This is a genomic window from Spiroplasma poulsonii, from assembly GCF_009866525.1.
GTDB classification, from domain to species: domain Bacteria; phylum Bacillota_I; class Bacilli_A; order Mycoplasmatales; family Mycoplasmataceae; genus Spiroplasma; species Spiroplasma poulsonii.
In genome coordinates this window covers 1727252-1747751 of the sequence record NZ_CM020866.1, presented here as the reverse complement: position 1 = coordinate 1747751, position 20500 = coordinate 1727252, and the positions used below count along the sequence as shown (strand labels likewise).

The window sequence follows — 20500 nt, the reverse complement described above, 5'->3', positions numbered from 1 at the left end:
AAGAATAGCAAAAATATTTTCAATAATAATTCTCATTTTTGAAACTAGTCTATTATATTGCTTTTGTTCTTTGTTTAAAGGATTTTTCTTTGTTTTTCTTTGTAGGTATTAGAACATTATTGTGATTTTTTTGTATTCCTTGATAACCACTATCAACTATTAATTTGGTATTTTTAAAAATTGGGATTTTTGATTCTTTAAATAAAGCATAATCATGTTTTTTTTCCGAGCGAAAAACTTGTTGCAATAATTTTTTTGGTTTCTTGTTCGATAATTACTTGTGTTTTGATCGTGTGTTTTTTTCTTTTTACCAGAATAAGATTGTTTTTGTCTTTTTTTGGGCGTTGGATTGGAGTTTCGGTAGCATCAATAATAATAGTTTTATCATTAAAATAATCATTTATTAGTGCTTTTTTACCAGCAAGTTGTTGAAAATCAGAGTTTTTAATTAAAATATCTTCAATTCACTTAATATTACGATAACAATTAGCCTCACTAATATCAAAACTTTTACCAAGATGAAAATAAGTCTGATATTCTCGTCAATATAATAAAGTCATCAATAATCTATTTTCTAATGATAATTTATTAGTTTTACCACCTTTTTTAAATTTTTCTATTTCAGCAACTTTAAAATATCTAACATTTTATTAAAAGTGGATTTTTTTATTCCTGTTAATCTTAACCATTCTCTATTATTAAGAGTATTAAATTTATTATTGTTCATATTTTTATGTCCTCATAAATTATATTTTATAATAATATTTTAATAAAAAGGGGTATCGCAAGAAGTCTAATATTAAAATGATAAAAATTATTAAGCATATGTCTAATAAAAATAATTTTATATTAATTGCATAAATTATTTTTTTTCATTTCTTTTTATTTTTTTCATATTTTTCCATATTTTTTAAATAATATTTATCAATTAATTGAACTTATTGAAACAGTATAATTAACAATTACATTTTTGGTATAAATATTTTCATCATTTGAAGTAATTGTTGCACTGTTATTAGTAATGTGTGTAACGTTAGTTTTTGTGATGTCTAATTGTGGATTTAATTCTTTTAATTTGTCTTTGATTTGTTGTTCTGCTGGTTTAAACAAATTATTAGTTATAAATTCACCTAAATTATTATTTGTAATAATTTTGTCTAAATTAATATTAGATGTAAAATTAATATCTACTGTATCTGAATAAATATGTGGATATAGATAATTTAATTTTGCACTTGTAGGTTTTATATCAGTAATATCTATATTTTTAATAAAAAAATGAAATTTAACATCTTTTAATTTATTATTTAATTTTTTTAATTTGTCTTTGATTTGTTCAATAGTCGGCAAGTTAATTCCATCAGTTATAATTGAACCTAAATCAGTATTTCTAATAAATGATTTTATTGAAATAGTATAATTAACAATTACATTTTTGGTATAAATATTTTCATCATTTGAAGTAATTGCTGCATTGTTATTAGCAATTTTTGTAACGTTAATTTTTGTGATGTCTAATTGTAGATTTAATTCTTTTAATTTGTCTTTGATTTGTTCAATAGTCGGCAAGTTAATTCCATCAGTTATAATTGAACCTAAATCAATGTTAATAATTATTTTTTTTAAATCAATAGATTTATCAACTTTAAAATTTAATGTTCTGCTACCACTAAATTCAGTAGAAGTAATTGTTGCACTGTTATTAGTAATGTTTGTAACGTTAATTTTTGTGATGTCTAATTGTAGATTTAATTCTTTTAATATATTTTTTATTTGATGTGCTGTTGGTTTATTAGCTCCATCAGTTTTTATTACACGTGTATTAACATCTGTTTTAGTTGCGCCAACATCGCGTTTATTACGAGTTAAAGGTGTGTTGGCAAGCAACGGAGCAGGAACGTTCGCCGTCAATGTTGTTATGGTTAAGATACTTAGTAATTTTTTCATTTTATGTTTCCTTTCTGAAATTTGTATTATTTTGATATTTTGTTAAGTTAATAATTGATTTTTTTTTGATACTAAAATATATAGTAACACAAAACTTTATTCAGTGTTCTTATTAAAAATTTAGAGCAATTTAAACCGAATAATTTAACATATTTCCCTACTTAAAACCCTTATAAAATAAGGGTTTTTCATTGCTTGTTTTGTTATCGTCGTTTGTGGCGCATTGAGTTTTATTTTCGCAGGGAAATGATAATAACATTATAAAATATTTATATATTTCATTTTTTGACTTATTTACATTTTAAAAATAAAACAAATAAAAAATATTTTATTTTTAAAATAATGATAAAATATATATGAAAAAAAGAGAAATATTATGGCAAAATTAAATACATTTCTTGAAAAAAATGGAATAAAAGAACTATCAAGTTTTTCTAATACAAAAGAATTTAAAAAAAGAACAAGCAAAGATATGATACCCAATACTTTTTGTTCTAAATATTTAGTAAATAAATTTAGAAAAGAAGCAGAAGAAAAAAGGTGGAGTTATACAACTTTAATGACAATTATTTTAGAAGAGCGCTATGGAAAGGAAAACAACAACAATGAAGATGATTAGTTTTTGTAATAAAAAAGGTGGGGTTGGCAAAACAACATTATGCAAAAATGTTGCTTATAAATTAGCACTTGATGGGGCAAAGGTTTTGTTGATTGATCTTGACCCCCAAGCAACCTTATCTGTTCAATTTTATACAAATAAAATTATAAAAGATATTACTTTATTAAAATTGTTTGGTGGGTTTAATGTTGGAATTAATAACATTATTCAATCAACAAAATATAAAAACATTGACATCATTAGACTTCTTGCGATACCCTTTTTTATTAAAATATTATTATAAAATATAATTTATGAGGACATAAAAATATGAACAATAATAAATTTAATACTCTTAATGATAGAGAATGGTTAAGATTAACAGGAATAAAAAAATCCACTTTTAATAAAATGTTAGATATTTTAAAAGTTGCTGAAATAGAAAAATTTAAAAAAGGTGGTAAAACTAATAAATTATCATTAGAAAATAGATTATTGATGACTTTATTATATTGACGAGAATATCAGACTTATTTTCATCTTGGTAAAAGTTTTGATATTAGTGAGGCTAATTGTTATCGTAATATTAAGTGAATTGAAGATATTTTAATTAAAAACTCTGATTTTCAACAACTTGCTGGTAAAAAAGCACTAATAAATGATTATTTTAATGATAAAACTATTATTATTGATTCTACCGAAACTCCAATCCAACGCCCAAAAAAAGACAAAAACAATCTTATTCTGGTAAAAAGAAAAAACACACGATCAAAACACAAGTAATTATCGAACAAGAAACCAAAAAAATTATTGCAACAAGTTTTTCGCTCGGAAAAAAACATGATTATGCTTTATTTAAAGAATCAAAAATCCCAATTTTAAAAAATACCAAATTAATAGTTGATAGTGGTTATCAAGGAATACAAAAAAATCACAATAATGTTCTAATACCTACAAAGAAAACAAAGAAAAACCCTTTAAAAAAAGAACAAAAGCAATATAATAGACTAGTTTCAAAAATGAGAATTATTATTGAAAATATTTTTGCTATTCTTAAAAAATTTAAAATTATTACAGAAAAATATCGTAATCGAAGAAAAAGATTTGGTTTAAGATTTAATTTAATTGCCTCAATTTATAATTTACAATTATTATATTTAACATAAAATATTTATTTAAAATTAAATAATTTAAATAATAAATTAATTTTTCGTTGTGGAAAAATATTAAATTTTTAAATAAAAAACATAATTAATTAAAATTATATTTTTCTATTAGTATCTTTTTTACAAATATTTGCAATTTTTTAACAAGTAATGCAAGAAGTCTATTTTATAAAAATCTTAAAAAAGTTTTTAACTTAACGATGTTATAATTAAGTTGAGAGTTTTAACCACTCCCTAATGGTTCCAAAAAAATAGTTAGGCGGTGGTTTAATGGAATTATTACAAATTATTTGTAATGTTCTCAAAATAATCACGCTACTATTGCAAATTATTTACATAATTAAAAAATTATCCAAATAGGATAATTTAACACAATAGGAGAGTGGTTAACTCTCAATTTTTTATTGTTCCAAATTAATATTAACATATTTTATAAAAAAAGCAAACAAACTTATTTTAATAGGTATTCATTTATAATTTCTTTTTCATTATTCTTTGTTGTTTCAAATTTCGTAGGTATGCTGTGATGGATAAGCACCAATATTGTTAATTTGGTTTTCAATTCAAATAGCTAATGTTTGAATAGGAGTAATTCAGTGAATTTTACCGCCCACAACAAGTCACTCGCATAAGTTAATTAGTTTAGTTCTAAAACGCTCTGGGGGCTTGCGGGTGCGTTCAAATTCAACATAAATTTCACTATCATCATTTTTGGTGATGATAAGGTCGGGGTAAGTATTTAAATTGCCGTTTTTCATTTTTAACTCCCGCTCCGTTTGATAGTTCTCAATATCAGTTTGACTACAAAGTCATTTGATCAACATATCTTGACAGGGCAGGGTTTTTTCTTTTTTGGGTTCACTTTTTTCTTTTAAGGGCACGGGCAAAAAGAAAAAAGGAACTAGGTGGGTTTTTATTGGTTATGTTAATTGCAATTAACATAACCAATAAAAACCCACCACTGCGGAACACAAACATTAAGCCGAAACCCCGCACTATCAACAACGTTGGGAGTGCGGGGTTTCGGGTGCTTGGCGTGCCAAAATTCTTGTCGTTCTGCATCATATTTAACTTTAATATTACAATGTTTTTTATATAAATTATATATATTAATTATATATTAAATTAATATATTTAGTGATTTTATTCAAAAATTACTACTAAATTTGTTTAGAAAATAGATAAAATTTAATAAATTTTTGTTTTGGTATAGTAATGGTATTGATTTTGGACTTTTATTGGAATAAAAAAGAGCAAAAAAATGCTGTTTTTTTAAACAGTAAAAAGGATATGAGGAAGACCATATCTTGGGTTTGTTTATTTGTTGTCTTGCTACTCGGTGGTTTTATACAAGCTCTTATGCTTTGTTGATATGGAGTTAACCTAACTCGGCTAAGTCGATAAGTAATTGTTCGAGTTCTTCTTCGGATAATTCTGGCGGGTCACCCTTGTTTTTTTCATAGTGTGTGTTAGACTTATCTACAAGAGAATTATTTTCTCTTGCTGTGGTTTTAGCAGAATACTTGTTTTTTACGAAAGAATGGTATTCTGCTTTTAATTTGTCGCTTTCAGCACAAATTTGTTCGCGTGCTTGTTGGTATGTTAACCCACTTAAAAAAGGGTTTGTTGCTTGTTCTTTTTCGTAGCGACGAGCAGCCACAGTAGACTTCTTGCGATACCCTTTTTTATTAAAATATTATTATAAAATATAATTTATGAGGACATAAAAATATGAACAATAATAAATTTAATACTCTTAATGATAGAGAATGGTTAAGATTAACAGGAATAAAAAAATTCACTTTTAATAAAATGTTAGATATTTTAAAAGTTGCTGAAATAGAAAAATTTAAAAAAGGTGGTAAAACTAATAAATTATCATTAGAAAATAGATTATTGATGACTTTATTATATTGACGAGAATATCAGACTTATTTTCATCTTGGTAAAAGTTTTGATATTAGTGAGGCTAATTGTTATCGTAATATTAAGTGAATTGAAGATATTTTAATTAAAAACTCTGATTTTCAACAACTTGCTGGTAAAAAAGCACTAATAAATGATTATTTTAATGATAAAACTATTATTATTGATGCTACCGAAACTCCAATCCAACGCCCAAAAAAAGACAAAAACAATCTTATTCTGGTAAAAAGAAAAAACACACGATCAAAACACAAGTAATTATCGAACAAGAAACCAAAAAAATTATTGCAACAAGTTTTTCGCTCGGAAAAAAACATGATTATGCTTTATTTAAAGAATCAAAAATCCCAATTTTAAAAAATACCAAATTAATAGTTGATAGTGGTTATCAAGGAATACAAAAAAATCACAATAATGTTCTAATACCTACAAAGAAAACAAAGAAAAACCCTTTAAACAAAGAACAAAAGCAATATAATAGACTAGTTTCAAAAATGAGAATTATTATTGAAAATATTTTTGCTATTCTTAAAAAATTTAAAATTATTACAGAAAAATATCGTAATCGAAGAAAAAGATTTGGTTTAAGATTTAATTTAATTGCCTCAATTTATAATTTACAATTATTATATTTAACATAAAATATTTATTTAAAATTAAATAATTTAAATAATAAATTAATTTTTCGTTGTGGAAAAATATTAAATTTTTAAATAAAAAACATAATTAATTAAAATTATATTTTTCTATTAGTATCTTTTTTACAAATATTTGCAATTTTTTAACAAGTAATGCAATAAGTCTACTGATTCAATAATATGTGCTATTTCGATTGTGTTTGAACTCATCTTAATTGTAGTGTATGCCGTTGATAAGGTCAAAGTTAAAACACCAGATAGTGCTGTTATTTTTGGCTTTTTAGGAATTGTTTCAGTTATTGTAACATTATATTTTTTTAGACAACTGTGAACAAAATATTTAAAAATGATTTTAATTAATAAGATTTTAACTTACATTAATGCAATAGACTTCTTGCATTACTTGTTAAAAAATTGCAAATATTTGTAAAAAAGATACTAATAGAAAAATATAATTTTAATTAATTATGTTTTTTATTTAAAAATTTAATATTTTTCCACAACGAAAAATTAATTTATTATTTAAATTATTTAATTTTAAATAAATATTTTATGTTAAATATAATAATTGTAAATTATAAATTGAGGCAATTAAATTAAATCTTAAACCAAATCTTTTTCTTCGATTACGATATTTTTCTGTAATAATTTTAAATTTTTTAAGAATAGCAAAAATATTTTCAATAATAATTCTCATTTTTGAAACTAGTCTATTATATTGCTTTTGTTCTTTGTTTAAAGGGTTTTTCTTTGTTTTCTTTGTAGGTATTAGAACATTATTGTGATTTTTTTGTATTCCTTGATAACCACTATCAACTATTAATTTGGTATTTTTTAAAATTGGGATTTTTGATTCTTTAAATAAAGCATAATCATGTTTTTTTCCGAGCGAAAAACTTGTTGCAATAATTTTTTTGGTTTCTTGTTCGATAATTACTTGTGTTTTGATCGTGTGTTTTTTCTTTTTACCAGAATAAGATTGTTTTTGTCTTTTTTTGGGCGTTGGATTGGAGTTTCGGTAGCATCAATAATAATAGTTTTATCATTAAAATAATCATTTATTAGTGCTTTTTTACCAGCAAGTTGTTGAAAATCAGAGTTTTTAATTAAAATATCTTCAATTCACTTAATATTACGATAACAATTAGCCTCACTAATATCAAAACTTTTACCAAGATGAAAATAAGTCTGATATTCTCGTCAATATAATAAAGTCATCAATAATCTATTTTCTAATGATAATTTATTAGTTTTACCACCTTTTTTAAATTTTTCTATTTCAGCAACTTTTAAAATATCTAACATTTTATTAAAAGTGGATTTTTTTATTCCTGTTAATCTTAACCATTCTCTATCATTAAGAGTATTAAATTTATTATTGTTCATATTTTTATGTCCTCATAAATTATATTTTATAATAATATTTTAATAAAAAAGGGTATCGCAAGAAGTCTATTATTATCAAGTTATTCCAACTTTAATGTTTAATGGTGATAATAACATTTTAATTAATGGTTTGCAATATGGACAAAATAATATTGTGCAATATGAGAGGCAATGATATGCTCATTTTTTTGATACTGGGGCTGTTGATCGTTTGCACCTGCCAATTTATAAGGCTTGAGTTAAAGTTAGGTTAATTAGTCCAGGTGTTTATGAAACAATTTCTAGTGGTTCAACGATTCGCGCTGATAATTGAACCGATGCTGTACCGTTAGAGTTATGTAAATGATTAAATTTAATTTATGGAATTTTATTATTGTGTCCACAGCATAGCAAAGTAACTAGAAACTTATATTCGTATTATGCGCTATGGGGAGTGTGGTTGCCAATCTTGGTCTTAGTTTTTCCACCAGATGCTTATACTTTTGGGAATTATTATTATTGAGCTCATTATGGCAATCACGCTTTAATCATTGCTGTTTGTTGATGGATGCACCTTTATGGAACCCCAAGTTATGATAAAAAACAAATTTTGGGAAGTTTAATAATGTTTTTAATATACGCTTTGTTGGCGTTATTATTTTCAGCAATTCTAAATGAGAATTTTCAATATATGGGTAAAGGTGGTTGAAGTTTTGGCGGGACTAATGTTCGTGATTGACTGGGTGGTTATCCATCCCAAATCGTGCCTTTATTTGTCTTGGGAGCATTGGGAACAGTTACTGGCCATTTAATGTTGAATGCTTGTGGTCAGTGGTATCAAATTAACTTTAATAATCATACAGCACAATTAGTTCGAACAAAGAAAAATAAATTAGGGTTTTCAAAAGATGAATGAACATACCATAATTTATTGGGGTATAAATTATACCAAAAATATTGTTCAAAAAAAATAAAAAAATAATGTTTTTTTATTTTTTTATATTATAATATTTACAGTGTAATTTAAGCTGAATGGGAAGAGGGAAACAATGACACAAATTCAAAGCAAGAAACGACCAAAATTTTTTTCTTCAAAAAAATGATATGCAACAGCTTTAGTTTTAATTTTATTAGCAACATTGCAAGAAATTATTATGGAGTCAACGGATTTAGTTGATAATTTTTTTGCTAGTGCAATTAAGAGCAATGTGCATGGTTTTCAACATTTGGCTGATGAGATTAAAACTATTTTTGGAGCAGATAATGTTTATAATGTAAAAGAAGTTTGAGAACAGTGGGGTTTAGGAAACTATGTTGGTTTTCATTATACGGCAGGTCAATTAGCAATGAATGGAGTTGCCGCTTCAAATCAACTTTATTTTATTATGTTTGCGATTTTAAGTGGAATCTGTTATGGGTTTGGTGTTTTTAATGCACAATATTTTGGTGCACAAAAATACAAAGAATTGCAAGAAGTTACCTTATTAAAAATTTATGTTTGTTTAATTATTTGCTTTATTGTGTTAATTTTATCGCAACTTTGTGGTTACCAATTAATTAGTTTTACAACAACACCTAAGTATGCACCACGACCAGATGTTTTTCAACAATTACAACCAGGTGATAAAGACTTAGCAATTCAATGATTTAAATACTTTGAATATCAAGCAGCATCAATTTCAACGGAAGAAGGAGCAGAGTATTTTAAAATTATTGCTTTATCATATCCATTATTAGCAATTAATATTGCCTTTATTACAATACTTCGTGAAACAGGGTGTGCTGGTTCGGCGGTTTGAATTTCAGTTATTGCTTTAAGCACAAATTGTTTTATGAATCCATTTTTAATTGAACCACATTTTCTTGGCGATTTTAAAGGAATTGGGGTGCAGGGAGCAGCAATTGCGACCTCTGCTTCGCGGGTTATGCAACTTATCTTTATTATTATTTTGTTTTGATATAAACGGTATGAATTTATTCCTCGTAATTGGTATCGTTTTGATGGCTATGTTACCCGTCGTGCGTTTCAAAAGGCATGGCCAATTGTGTTAAATGAAATCTTTTGATCAGTTGGAATGGTTTTACAGGTTAAGCTACGAGCATATTATAGTCTAGATGCTCTGACAGCAAATGCTATTTTTTCAACAATAATTGCCGCCTTGTATACCCCATTGTACCATAGGTTCTCAGCAGGAACCTCAGTGTTAGTTGGTAGTCGCTTGGGCGCTAATAATTTAGAAGAAGCAGAATACAATGGTAAACATTTAGTGATTTTAGCTTTCTTTGTTGGAATTATTACCGGATTAGTTTTAGTCGCTGGTGGTTGATTTTTACCAGAATTATTATTTAGAAATAATACGCCAGAAACATTTAGAATTGCTCGCTGGATGCTCTTTGCTTATGGTCTTTGATATCCTTGTTTAATGATTGCTGCGACAAGTTATGCGATTATTAGAACCGGTGGGGCAGTTATGAATGCGTTTATTTTAGATGCTTTATTTACATGATTAGTTCCTGTTCCATTATTAGCAATTTTAATTTTTACATCAAATTTAGATATTATTTATATTGTTTTAATTATGCAAACAGCAGATAGTCTAAAAGCAATTTGAGCGATCGTAATTTTAAGTCGTAAAAAATGAGTTAAAAATTTAACAGCAACAAAACATATTACTGAATTTGACAATAAAGTAAAAGAATTAAAAGAAAATGCAAAAGAAATTTAAAAATTTTGCATTTTTTTATTTTTTGTGTATAATATTATTTTAAATTTTAACAGGTAAAAATAGCGAATATATGATATAATTATTTTGTAATAAAAAAGGGGTATAAAAGTGGCTAGACAAAATTTAATAAAACAAATTAAGTTTTTTTGAATGGGGTAAATTGAGACAATGGAAAAAATTAAAGTATCATTTTTAGAAAAAAAAGGAATTTTAAAAGAATTCCTATATCAAGATGTTGCTGTCAAAGCGGGGGATGATATCGCCTTGATTGAAAGTAACAATGGCGAAGCCATCATTAAAGCCTCAATGGATGGAATTATTGTTAAACCAATTAAAGCTGGCAGCAAAATTAAAAAAAACGCTGTTATTGCTCATTTATTAACAACAGAAACTGAAATTGAAAAATATTATTTTAAACATCTTGAAAATAATAAATTCAGTCATTTAGATAAAAAAGGTGTTGTGTTTACAACAACCAAAAATGGTGAATTTGGAACAAAATGAAAAGATGTTGAAGAAGATGATTATTCTGGTATTAATCTTGTTAAATCCGACACTTTGAATCCGACTTTTACACCACCATTATTAGATCAACAACAAATGCAAAATAATAGTGAGGCAACACAATCCAATTATAATGAAATGAATATTGATTATAAAGTAGAATTAATTAATGAAGCGCCACTTTCAAATGAAAGTTTTGGACAAGGTTTTGAACAAAATAATTTAAATCAACCATTGCCAACAACAATGGACTTTAATAATATGGGGCAACCTATTAATAATTCTAATTTTATTAATAACACAATGGTTCAACCAACACCAACAATGGAACAACAAACCATTTCAGAAAGTAAACCAACTGAAATTAAAAGATGAGACGAAACAGAATTAACATTTGGTCCTAAAAAAACTCGCCGTCTTTCTTTTAAAGATTTTGATATTGATGATGATCATATTATTAATAACCGTGCAAAAATTCCTTCAATTGATACAATTAAACAACCAAGTAATCAAAATGTAAGAAGTGAAGAAAATAATATGATGATTAATATGCCTAATATAAATGATGTTATGAAAGAAAATAACTTTGATTCAGCAGTTAGCAGTCTTAATGTTAAGACACAATCAACTGGACAAAATATTATTGCTAATGCTGTTCCAATTGGGCAAAAAAAAATAGAAGAAGAAAATCAAGCAAAAGAATATGCTAAGTATTTAGTTAATGAAACAAAACATCAAGATGAAGCCCCAGCTAATGCAGCCGCTCTTTTTGGCAATCAAGCAGAAAATAGTAGTTTTCGTAATCTTGTTAATAAACGTCGTCAGCAGTTACATAATAAAAATGATTTTCATGAATTATCATTAGAAAGTGATAATTCAAAAAGTTCAATGGATTTCCTAGATGATGATGGTCGTCCAAAAATTTTACGTAATATTGTACAAGGAAGGATGAATGATCTAATTAAAAGAAATGCTAGTCCAGAAATGTTAAGTGGTCAAAGTGGAGGCAGCACTTATGGTTATGACCAACCAGATTATCGTGCTAAGGATGACGACTTGTCAGATGAAGTTTATATTTCAGCTGACGGTTATACCGTTGATCCTAAGGATACAGAAAAATCAGCGCCTAAAAAACCGAGTTATTTTTCACCGTTAAAATCTTATCGTGATCGTTTATATGAAAAATTAAATGATGGGGAACAACGTGAAAAAATTTTAAAAACAAGAAACCAACGTGAATTAATTAAAAAAAGAATGGAACAAATTGCAAAAGGAAATGTTGAAGTTGATTCAGTATTAGGAGAAATTAATAATTATCGTCGTCCTTCTTTTGAAGAAATTGAATCACAATACGAAATGTTGGATAATGAATATTATGGAAATGAAAATCAGCATCATGAGCAATCAACAACAAAACATCAACAAGGTTTTGCTAATCAAAATAAAAACCAACCAGGATATGGACCGGTAAACCAAGAAATAAAACAAGGAACAGGGAGTGTCACACCAATTACAAATAACTATCAATGTCCGTCAACGCAACAATCAGCAAGTGATAATACTATGCTTGTTGAACTAGCTGTTTTAAAAGAAAAATTATTAAATCAAGAACAAAGTAATCGTCAAAATGAATTGTTACGTGAAATTCAAAGTTTACGAGAAACAAATAATAATATGAATCAAAACAATAATGTTAACAACTTAGATAAAATGATGCAGTATATGTTAATGCAACAAATGTTGAAAACAATGAATGCCCCCGATCCAATGTTAAAAGAAATGTTGAAAGAATTTAATTTGAACAACAAACAAACTCTTAACCAAGGAATTGAAAATACTTCGGGTGGTAATAATTTACAAGTTAAAAAGTTTGATAGCGAAACAAATGCAATTCCTAATACTTATGGAAATTTAGTTCAACCATTAAACAATAGTTTAAACATTGTCAATACAAATAGTAAGATTGAACCACAAGGATTAGAAACAAGAGAAGAAATTAAAGCAACAAGATATCCGGCGATTCAGTCAATGATCATGTCACAAACGCATGTACCACCATTAACAATTAATGCTGAAATTGATATGTCTTCAATTATTGATCAACAACGTAAATTGAAAAATGCTAATACTGAGTATGGTGTTCGTTTTTCAACAATGAGTTTTCTTGTTAAAGCTGTTTCATTAGCATTAAGTGAGTATCCAAAATTAAATTCATATTATGATTCAAAAACAAATCAAATCGTTATTAAAAATTCACAACATATTGGGTTAGCAACAGAAACTAGTGAAGGTTTAGTTATTCCTGTAATTAAATTTACGGAACGCATGAGTTTAAAACAAATTGCAATTAATATTCAAGAAACAATTGAACGTTTACGCCAAGGTGAATTATACGATTATGAATTACAAGGAAGTACGATTACGATTGCCAACTATGGAACGGTCGGAGCTGTTAATGCAACACCAACAATTTTTTATCCAAACTCAGCGGTAATTGGGATTGGCCGTATTGTTCGTAAGCCGGTTGTTATTAAAGGTGATAAATTAGTAATTCGTTCAATGATGAATATTGCTTTAACAGTTGATCAACGAATTATTGATGCAGCTGAGGCTGGAATTTTCTTAACACGTTTAAAAGAAATTTTAGAAGCGCCAGAATTAATTACTTTATCATAAAAAAATCTTATTAATATTTATTAATAAGATTTTTTAATTTTTTAAAATTTTATAACTATATATTATTCCTTTAATAATTAAATTATCTAATTCGATTAAGACACTGTTGTTACAATCGATGATTATAGTAAAAATTAAGTCACTACGATAAATTAGTATAGATACAATAGACTTCTTGCGATACCCTTTTTATTAAAATATTATTATAAAATATAATTTATGAGGACATAAAAATATGAACAATAATAAATTTAATACTCTTAATGATAGAGAATGGTTAAGATTAACAGGAATAAAAAAATCCACTTTTAATAAAATGTTAGATATTTTAAAAGTTGCTGAAATAGAAAAATTTAAAAAAGGTGGTAAAACTAATAAATTATCATTAGAAAATAGATTATTGATGACTTTATTAGACTTCTTGCGATACCCTTTTTTATTAAAATATTATTATAAAATATAATTTATGAGGACATAAAAATATGAACAATAATAAATTTAATACTCTTAATGATAGAGAATGGTTAAGATTAACAGGAATAAAAAAATCCACTTTTAATAAAATGTTAGATATTTTAAAAGTTGCTGAAATAGAAAAATTTAAAAAAGGTGGTAAAACTAATAAATTATCATTAGAAAATAGATTATTGATGACTTTATTATATTGACGAGAATATCAGACTTATTTTCATCTTGGTAAAAGTTTTGATATTAGTGAGGCTAATTGTTATCGTAATATTAAGTGAATTGAAGATATTTTAATTAAAAACTCTGATTTTCAACAACTTGCTGGTAAAAAAGCACTAATAAATGATTATTTTAATGATAAAACTATTATTATTGATGCTACCGAAACTCCAATCCAACGCCCAAAAAAAGACAAAAACAATCTTATTCTGGTAAAAAGAAAAAACACACGATCAAAACACAAGTAATTATAGAACAAGAAACCAAAAAAATTATTGCAACAAGTTTTTCGCTCGGAAAAAAACATGATTATGCTTTATTTAAAGAATCAAAAATCCCAATTTTAAAAAATACCAAATTAATAGTTGATAGTGGTTATCAAGGAATACAAAAAAATCACAATAATGTTCTAATACCTACAAAGAAAACAAAGAAAAACCCTTTAAACAAAGAACAAAAGCAATATAATAGACTAGTTTCAAAAATGAGAATTATTATTGAAAATATTTTTGCTATTCTTAAAAAATTTAAAATTATTACAGAAAAATATCGTAATCGAAGAAAAAGATCTGGTTTAAGATTTAATTTAATTGCCTCAATTTATAATTTACAATTATTATATTTAACATAAAATATTTATTTAAAATTAAATAATTTAAATAATAAATTAATTTTTCGTTGTGGAAAAATATTAAATTTTTAAATAAAAAACATAATTAATTAAAATTATATTTTTCTATTAGTATCTTTTTTACAAATATTTGCAATTTTTTAACAAGTAAGTAATGCAAGAAGTCTATTATATTGACGAGAATATCAGACTTATTTTCATCTTGGTAAAAGTTTTGATATTAGTGAGGCTAATTGTTATCGTAATATTAAGTGAATTGAAGATATTTTAATTAAAAACTCTGATTTTCAACAACTTGCTGGTAAAAAAGCACTAATAAATGATTATTTTAATGATAAAACTATTATTATTGATGCTACCGAAACTCCAATCCAACGCCCAAAAAAAGACAAAAACAATCTTATTCTGGTAAAAAGAAAAAACACACGATCAAAACACAAGTAATTATCGAACAAGAAACCAAAAAAATTATTGCAACAAGTTTTTCGCTCGGAAAAAAACATGATTATGCTTTATTTAAAGAATCAAAAATCCCAATTTTAAAAAATACCAAATTAATAGTTGATAGTGGTTATCAAGGAATACAAAAAAATCACAATAATGTTCTAATACCTACAAAGAAAACAAAGAAAAACCCTTTAAACAAAGAACAAAAGCAATATAATAGACTAGTTTCAAAAATGAGAATTATTATTGAAAATATTTTTGCTATTCTTAAAAAATTTAAAATTATTACAGAAAAATATCGTAATCGAAGAAAAAGATTTGGTTTAAGATTTAATTTAATTGCCTCAATTTATAATTTACAATTATTATATTTAACATAAAATATTTATTTAAAATTAAATAATTTAAATAATAAATTAATTTTTCGTTGTGGAAAAATATTAAATTTTTAAATAAAAAACATAATTAATTAAAATTATATTTTTCTATTAGTATCTTTTTTACAAATATTTGCAATTTTTTAACAAGTAATGCAAGAAGTCTAATATTAATTTTATTTTTGTCTAAAAGTTCTCGTAAGAATACTTTGTTCAAGGGGCGCAATAAAATTCCAATTTTAATTTGTTCATTTATTTTTTCTAATTGGGCGGAAGTTAAAATAATACGGGTAATGGTCGCATACCCATTATTAATCCAGTCTTCGGGTAAATTATAAATTGGATTATAATACCGATGAACTAAGACAATAATATTTGTTAGATTTTTTTCAATAATGTTTTCCAAAATGGTGTTTCCAGAGATATGTCGCGCTTCACCATTATCAGTTTTATAAATATTTTCACGCCTACTGCCGATGACATATGCATATGCGTTATGGTTTGCCTTTTTATTTTTATACTTTCTTAAGAAGTTAATAACATCTGTCTCTGTTTGAACGTAACTAGCGAAACAAAGGAATTTAACATTGCGAATTATTAGTTCTTTAGTTAAAATTTTGTTCTTTTTAATTATATATATTTAGTTACTCTTCTTCCATTCGCACTCCTTTGGGTACTGCATATATGTACCTAGTACATTATAATATAAAACTATTGATAAGATTTATTAACAATTTAATAGTTTTAAAATGTTTAAGGTGATGGCCGAAAACTTTTGGGGAACTAGAAAATTTTCTATTTACATTTTCTTGTTTTAAGTTATAATAAATAAGGTTATTTATTTAATCATACGTGGCGGTTGTGGCGAAGAGGTTAACGCTCCGGATTGTGGCTCCGGCACTCGTGGGTTCAAGTCCCATCAGCCGCCCCATTTTTAACTACAGGTGAGTAGTTTTTTTATTTTTGTAAAATTATTAAATTATTGGATAAAGTTTTTCTTGCTAGTTGGTGCTTTTTTATTTACTTAATAAATATAACTGTTATAATTATAATGTTGACGTATTTAAAATATTAATTAAATAATTTTTATTTTAAATTAATTAATATCAAAAAAACAAAATTTTATATTATGGCAACTTATAATTTTACAGACATTTTTAATTGTTTTTTGTTGTAATTTTTATTAATGGATTAATAGGGAGGCAGCACAATGGACACGTTACAAGCTGGAGATAGTGTTTTAGTACATGCTTACAAACACAATGGCTCGGTTTATCGTAGTTGAGAATCAGCTGTTGTTTTATTGTTAGAAGAAGAGTATATTGTTTTAGCAAATGAAGATGTGACCGTAACAGAATTAAACGGCAGAAAATGAAAAACAAATGAACCAGCAATTTGAATTTTTAATCGTAATAATTGGAGCAACATCATTTGTATGTTTAAAGAAACCGGAATTAATTATTATTGTAATATCGCATCGCCATTTATTATGGACCAAAAGACAATTAAATATATTGATTATGATTTAGATATTAAAGTTTTTGCTGATGGAAGTTATAAAATTTTAGATTTAAAAGAATTTAATCGAAATCGGATTGCATGAAAATATACACGTGATATTATTAATGTGATTTGAACAGAAATTGATAATTTAAAACATTTAATCAAGAATAAAAAATTTATTTTTGAACATGAGGCAGCATTAGCAATGTGAGAACAGTATTTAAAATTAAAACCAAAAATCAAAAAATAAATCCTTGATGGGATTTTTTTAATTATTACAAATAATTTAATACCTAATAAAAAGCAAGGTGCTTTTTTATTAAAATAATTCTTTTTATTGGTATTGTTTCTTTAAATATAATGGATATAATAAGACTTGTATTTAGAGAGGAGATTTCTGATGGGACAGTATAAATTTGAAAAAAATTTTTTATGAGGAAGTGCCTTTTCTGGACCACAAACAATTGAGATTATTGATTTAAGATTGAAAAATATCGTTTTTTTAATCAACAACCTTGTTTAAATGATTTTTATCATAGTTATCCAGAGGATATTAAAATTGCAAAGGAATTAAATTTTAATTCATTACGAACATCAATTCAATGGACTAGATTAATTCCAGATGGTAAAACAATTAATCCAAAAGGAGTTGCATTCTATAATAATGTTATTAATGAAATGTTAAAAAATAATATTAAACCAATTATTAACTTATTTCATTTTGATATGCCACATTGAGCGCAAGAAAAAGGGGGCTGATTATCGCGCGAAGTCGTTGATGCTTTTGCTTTTTATGCTAAAACTTGTTTTGAACTTTTTGGTGATTGTGTTGAAATGTTTGCAACTTTTAATGAACCAATTGTTGTTGTTGAGGGGGGATATTGATATGATTGACATCGCCCAAACGAAGTGTATATGCAAGCAGGAATGCAAGCACAGTGGAATAGTTTAATTGCACACTTTAAAGCGGTTAAAGAATAGACTTCTTGCATTACTTACTTGTTAAAAAATTGCAAATATTTGTAAAAAAGATACTAATAGAAAAATATAATTTTAATTAATTATGTTTTTTATTTAAAAATTTAATATTTTTCCACAACGAAAAATTAATTTATTATTTAAATTATTTAATTTTAAATAAATATTTTATGTTAAATATAATAATTGTAAATTATAAATTGAGGCAATTAAATTAAATCTTAAACCAAATCTTTTTCTTCGATTACGATATTTTTCTGTAATAATTTTAAATTTTTTAAGAATAGCAAAAATATTTTCAATAATAATTCTCATTTTTGAAACTAGTCTATTATATTTCTTTTGTTCTTTGTTTAAAGGGTTTTTCTCTGTTTTCTTTGTGGGTATTAGAACATTATTGTGATTTTTTTGTATTCCTTGATAACCACTATCAACTATTAATTTGGTATTTTTTAAAATTGGGATTTTTGATTCTTTAAATAAAGCATAATCATGTTTTTTTCCGAGCGAAAAACTTGTTGCAATAATTTTTTTGGTTTCTTGTTCGATAATTACTTGTGTTTTGATCGTGTGTTTTTTCTTTTTACCAGAATAAGATTGTTTTTGTCTTTTTTTGGGCGTTGGATTGGAGTTTCGGTAGCATCAATAATAATAGTTTTATCATTAAAATAATCATTTATTAGTGCTTTTTTACCAGCAAGTTGTTGAAAATCAGAGTTTTTAATTAAAATATCTTCAATTCACTTAATATTACGATAACAATTAGCCTCACTAATATCAAAACTTTTACCAAGATGAAAATAAGTCTGATATTCTCGTCAATATAATAAAGTAATCAATAATCTATTTTCTAATGATAATTTATTAGTTTTACCACCTTTTTTAAATTTTTCTATTTCAGCAACTTTTAAAATATCTAACATTTTATTAAAAGTGGATTTTTTTATTCCTGTTAATCTTAACCATTCTCTATCATTAAGAGTATTAAATTTATTATTGTTCATATTTTTATGTCCTCATAAATTATATTTTATAATAATATTTTAATAAAAAAGGGTATCGCAAGAAGTCTAATGTACGAATTCACAGCAAATTAAATTATTTAACACCAATTGAATATAAAAATCTTTACTCTACATAAAATTTGTCCAAAAAACCCTTGCCATTCCAAGCCGATGGTGCTTTGTGAAACAGAATAAGTACCTTATCGCTAAAAAATGATTTAATTGTTTTTGATACTCATGAATTAACAGCAAACAAAAACCGACAAAATGCCCAGTTGTTTTTAATGCTTTCGTTTTTGGATAAGGTGGTAAAACAAAGCAAAGCTAAAAACTAAGCATTACCAATTGCAGAACAACAATAGACTTCTTGCGATACCCTTTTTTATTAAAATATTATTATAAAATATAATTTATGAGGACATAAAAATATGAACAATAATAAATTTAATACTCTTAATGATAGAGAATGGTTAAGATTAACAGGAATAAAAAAATCCACTTTTAATAAAATGTTAGATATTTTAAAAGTTGCTGAAATAGAAAAATTTAAAAAAGGTGGTAAAACTAATAAATTATCATTAGAAAATAGATTATTGATGACTTTATTATATTGACGAGAATATCAGACTTATTTTCATCTTGGTAAAAGTTTTGATATTAGTGAGGCTAATTGTTATCGTAATATTAAGTGAATTGAAGATATTTTAATTAAAAACTCTGATTTTCAACAACTTGCTGGTAAAAAAGCACTAATAAATGATTATTTTAATGATAAAACTATTATTATTGATGCTACCGAAACTCCAATCCAACGCCCAAAAAAAGACAAAAACAATCTTATTCTGGTAAAAAGAAAAAACACACGATCAAAACACAAGTAATTATCGAACAAGAAACCAAAAAAATTATTGCAACAAGTTTTTCGCTCGGAAAAAAATATGATTATGCTTTATTTAAAGAATCAAAAATCCCAATTTTAAAAAATACCAAATTAATATTTGATAGCGGTTATCAAGGAATACAAAAAAATCACAATAATGTTCTAATACCTAAAAAGAAAACAAAGAAAAACCCTTTAAACAAAGAACAAAAGCAATATAATAGACTAGTTTCAAAAAAGATAATTATTATTGAAAATATTTTTGCTATTCTTAAAAAATTTAAAATTATTACAGAAAAATATCGTAATCGAAGAAAAAGATTTGGTTTAAGATTTAATTTAATTGCCTCAATTTATAATTTACAATTATTATATTTAACATAAAATATTTATTTAAAATTAAATAATTTGTAAACTGTAAAACGAAACGCGCCAAAACAACTCTTA

At 25.4% G+C, this 20500-nt stretch carries 23 protein-coding genes, 1 tRNA gene and 2 pseudogenes; 17 read left to right on the top strand and 9 right to left on the bottom strand.

The features are described 5' to 3' along the window. Nucleotides 1-197 precede the first annotated feature (197 nt). Both MSROBK_RS09915 and MSROBK_RS09910 read right to left on the bottom strand, forming a co-directional pair. Nucleotides 198-560, bottom strand: a complete 363-nt coding sequence (locus MSROBK_RS09915; protein ID WP_159373265.1) for a helix-turn-helix domain-containing protein — start codon at nt 558-560, stop codon at nt 198-200. A 361-nt stretch (nt 561-921) separates the two neighbouring features. Continuing rightward, on the bottom strand, nt 922-1947 hold the full coding sequence (locus MSROBK_RS09910; RefSeq protein ID WP_040092654.1) for a hypothetical protein: 1026 nt from the start codon (nt 1945-1947) through the stop codon (nt 922-924). 376 nt (nt 1948-2323) lie between these two features. Between MSROBK_RS09910 and MSROBK_RS09905 the strand changes: the two genes are divergently transcribed. From MSROBK_RS09905 to MSROBK_RS09895, 3 genes and pseudogenes are all read left to right on the top strand, one after another. Beyond that, nucleotides 2324-2566: a hypothetical protein gene (locus MSROBK_RS09905; protein ID WP_040092653.1), complete on the top strand. Its 243-nt coding sequence runs from the start codon at nt 2324-2326 to the stop codon at nt 2564-2566. After that, nucleotides 2553-2849: a ParA family protein gene (locus MSROBK_RS09900; protein WP_040092652.1), complete on the top strand. Its 297-nt coding sequence runs from the start codon at nt 2553-2555 to the stop codon at nt 2847-2849. The genes MSROBK_RS09905 and MSROBK_RS09900 overlap by 14 nt, the downstream gene beginning before the upstream one ends. A 26-nt stretch (nt 2850-2875) precedes the next feature. Further along, nucleotides 2876-3711 (top strand): annotated as a pseudogene (locus MSROBK_RS09895) (IS5 family transposase). Between the two features lie 488 nt (nt 3712-4199). On the opposite strand, the gene MSROBK_RS09890 reads toward MSROBK_RS09895, so the two are convergent. Together MSROBK_RS09890 and MSROBK_RS09885 are read right to left on the bottom strand one after the other, a co-directional pair. Beyond that, nucleotides 4200-4598 carry a hypothetical protein gene (locus MSROBK_RS09890; RefSeq protein ID WP_133165041.1) on the bottom strand — a complete coding sequence of 133 codons (399 nt, stop codon included), beginning with the start codon at nt 4596-4598 and terminating at the stop codon, nt 4200-4202. Nucleotides 4599-5089: 491 nt separating this feature from the next. Then, on the bottom strand, nt 5090-5371 hold the full coding sequence (locus MSROBK_RS09885; RefSeq protein ID WP_040092648.1) for a hypothetical protein: 282 nt from the start codon (nt 5369-5371) through the stop codon (nt 5090-5092). A gap of 71 nt (nt 5372-5442) precedes the next feature. Here MSROBK_RS09885 and MSROBK_RS14305 point away from each other — a divergent pair, with 71 nt between their 5' ends. Then, on the top strand, nt 5443-5895 hold the full coding sequence (locus tag MSROBK_RS14305) for an IS5 family transposase (protein WP_040092647.1): 453 nt from the start codon (nt 5443-5445) through the stop codon (nt 5893-5895). Beyond that, a complete protein-coding gene (locus MSROBK_RS14300) occupies nt 5880-6278 on the top strand; it encodes a transposase family protein (RefSeq protein WP_242441474.1) in 399 nt (132 codons plus the stop codon). Before MSROBK_RS14305 ends, MSROBK_RS14300 begins: the two co-directional genes overlap by 16 nt. A 547-nt stretch (nt 6279-6825) precedes the next feature. On the opposite strand, the gene MSROBK_RS14295 is transcribed toward MSROBK_RS14300, so the two are convergent. Beyond that, complete coding sequence (locus MSROBK_RS14295; protein ID WP_242441474.1) at nt 6826-7224, bottom strand: transposase family protein; 399 nt, start codon at nt 7222-7224, stop codon at nt 6826-6828. After that, nucleotides 7209-7661, bottom strand: a complete 453-nt coding sequence (locus MSROBK_RS14290) for an IS5 family transposase (protein WP_040092446.1) — start codon at nt 7659-7661, stop codon at nt 7209-7211. Before MSROBK_RS14290 ends, MSROBK_RS14295 begins: the two co-directional genes overlap by 16 nt. A gap of 94 nt (nt 7662-7755) precedes the next feature. Between MSROBK_RS14290 and MSROBK_RS09870 the strand changes: the two genes are divergently transcribed. The 7 genes and pseudogenes from MSROBK_RS09870 to MSROBK_RS09845 form a co-directional block, all read left to right on the top strand. Then, on the top strand, nt 7756-8622 hold the full coding sequence (locus tag MSROBK_RS09870) for a TMEM164 family acyltransferase (protein ID WP_040094377.1): 867 nt from the start codon (nt 7756-7758) through the stop codon (nt 8620-8622). Nucleotides 8623-8689: 67 nt separating this feature from the next. Next, nucleotides 8690-10366, top strand: a complete 1677-nt coding sequence (locus tag MSROBK_RS09865) for an MATE family efflux transporter (protein WP_040094375.1) — start codon at nt 8690-8692, stop codon at nt 10364-10366. A gap of 168 nt (nt 10367-10534) precedes the next feature. Then, the gene (locus MSROBK_RS09860) at nt 10535-13546 is read left to right on the top strand and encodes a 2-oxo acid dehydrogenase subunit E2 (RefSeq protein ID WP_227991258.1); all 3012 of its coding nucleotides are present in this window, start codon (nt 10535-10537) and stop codon (nt 13544-13546) included. Nucleotides 13547-13781: 235 nt separating this feature from the next. Next, nucleotides 13782-14009, top strand: a complete 228-nt coding sequence (locus MSROBK_RS09855; RefSeq protein WP_052443528.1) for a hypothetical protein — start codon at nt 13782-13784, stop codon at nt 14007-14009. Nucleotides 14010-14028: 19 nt separating this feature from the next. Continuing rightward, nucleotides 14029-14481 carry an IS5 family transposase gene (locus MSROBK_RS14285; protein WP_040092446.1) on the top strand — a complete coding sequence of 151 codons (453 nt, stop codon included), beginning with the start codon at nt 14029-14031 and terminating at the stop codon, nt 14479-14481. Further along, on the top strand, nt 14466-14864 hold the full coding sequence (locus tag MSROBK_RS14280) for a transposase family protein (RefSeq protein WP_416375427.1): 399 nt from the start codon (nt 14466-14468) through the stop codon (nt 14862-14864). The genes MSROBK_RS14285 and MSROBK_RS14280 overlap by 16 nt, the downstream gene beginning before the upstream one ends. Nucleotides 14865-15241: 377 nt before the next feature. Then, nucleotides 15242-15691 (top strand): annotated as a pseudogene (locus MSROBK_RS09845) (transposase family protein); the annotation flags it as partial. An 85-nt stretch (nt 15692-15776) separates the two neighbouring features. On the opposite strand, the gene MSROBK_RS09840 reads toward MSROBK_RS09845, so the two are convergent. After that, nucleotides 15777-16283, bottom strand: coding sequence for a YigZ family protein (locus tag MSROBK_RS09840; RefSeq protein ID WP_227991581.1), 507 nt, complete (start codon nt 16281-16283; stop codon nt 15777-15779). A 260-nt stretch (nt 16284-16543) separates the two neighbouring features. On the opposite strand from MSROBK_RS09840, the gene MSROBK_RS09835 reads away from it, so the two are divergent. The 3 genes from MSROBK_RS09835 to MSROBK_RS09825 all read left to right on the top strand — a co-directional run bounded on the left by MSROBK_RS09835 (nt 16544) and on the right by MSROBK_RS09825 (nt 18172). After that, nucleotides 16544-16619: transfer RNA gene (locus MSROBK_RS09835), tRNA-His, on the top strand. A 279-nt stretch (nt 16620-16898) separates the two neighbouring features. After that, nucleotides 16899-17441 carry a DUF402 domain-containing protein gene (locus tag MSROBK_RS09830; RefSeq protein WP_040094366.1) on the top strand — a complete coding sequence of 181 codons (543 nt, stop codon included), beginning with the start codon at nt 16899-16901 and terminating at the stop codon, nt 17439-17441. 182 nt (nt 17442-17623) lie between these two features. After that, nucleotides 17624-18172, top strand: coding sequence for a family 1 glycosylhydrolase (locus tag MSROBK_RS09825; protein WP_227991257.1), 549 nt, complete (start codon nt 17624-17626; stop codon nt 18170-18172). A 165-nt stretch (nt 18173-18337) separates the two neighbouring features. Here the strand turns inward: MSROBK_RS09825 and MSROBK_RS14275 are convergent, their stop codons facing one another. Both MSROBK_RS14275 and MSROBK_RS14270 read right to left on the bottom strand, forming a co-directional pair. Continuing rightward, entirely contained in the window at nt 18338-18736 is a 399-nt protein-coding gene (locus tag MSROBK_RS14275; RefSeq protein ID WP_416375426.1) for a transposase, read from the bottom strand. Then, complete coding sequence (locus MSROBK_RS14270) at nt 18721-19173, bottom strand: IS5 family transposase (protein WP_040094364.1); 453 nt, start codon at nt 19171-19173, stop codon at nt 18721-18723. The genes MSROBK_RS14275 and MSROBK_RS14270 overlap by 16 nt, the downstream gene beginning before the upstream one ends. A gap of 428 nt (nt 19174-19601) precedes the next feature. Here MSROBK_RS14270 and MSROBK_RS14265 point away from each other — a divergent pair, with 428 nt between their 5' ends. Next, nucleotides 19602-20054 carry an IS5 family transposase gene (locus MSROBK_RS14265; protein ID WP_040092446.1) on the top strand — a complete coding sequence of 151 codons (453 nt, stop codon included), beginning with the start codon at nt 19602-19604 and terminating at the stop codon, nt 20052-20054. Then, entirely contained in the window at nt 20039-20437 is a 399-nt protein-coding gene (locus MSROBK_RS14260; protein WP_416375425.1) for a transposase, read from the top strand. The genes MSROBK_RS14265 and MSROBK_RS14260 overlap by 16 nt, the downstream gene beginning before the upstream one ends. Nucleotides 20438-20500 lie beyond the last annotated feature (63 nt).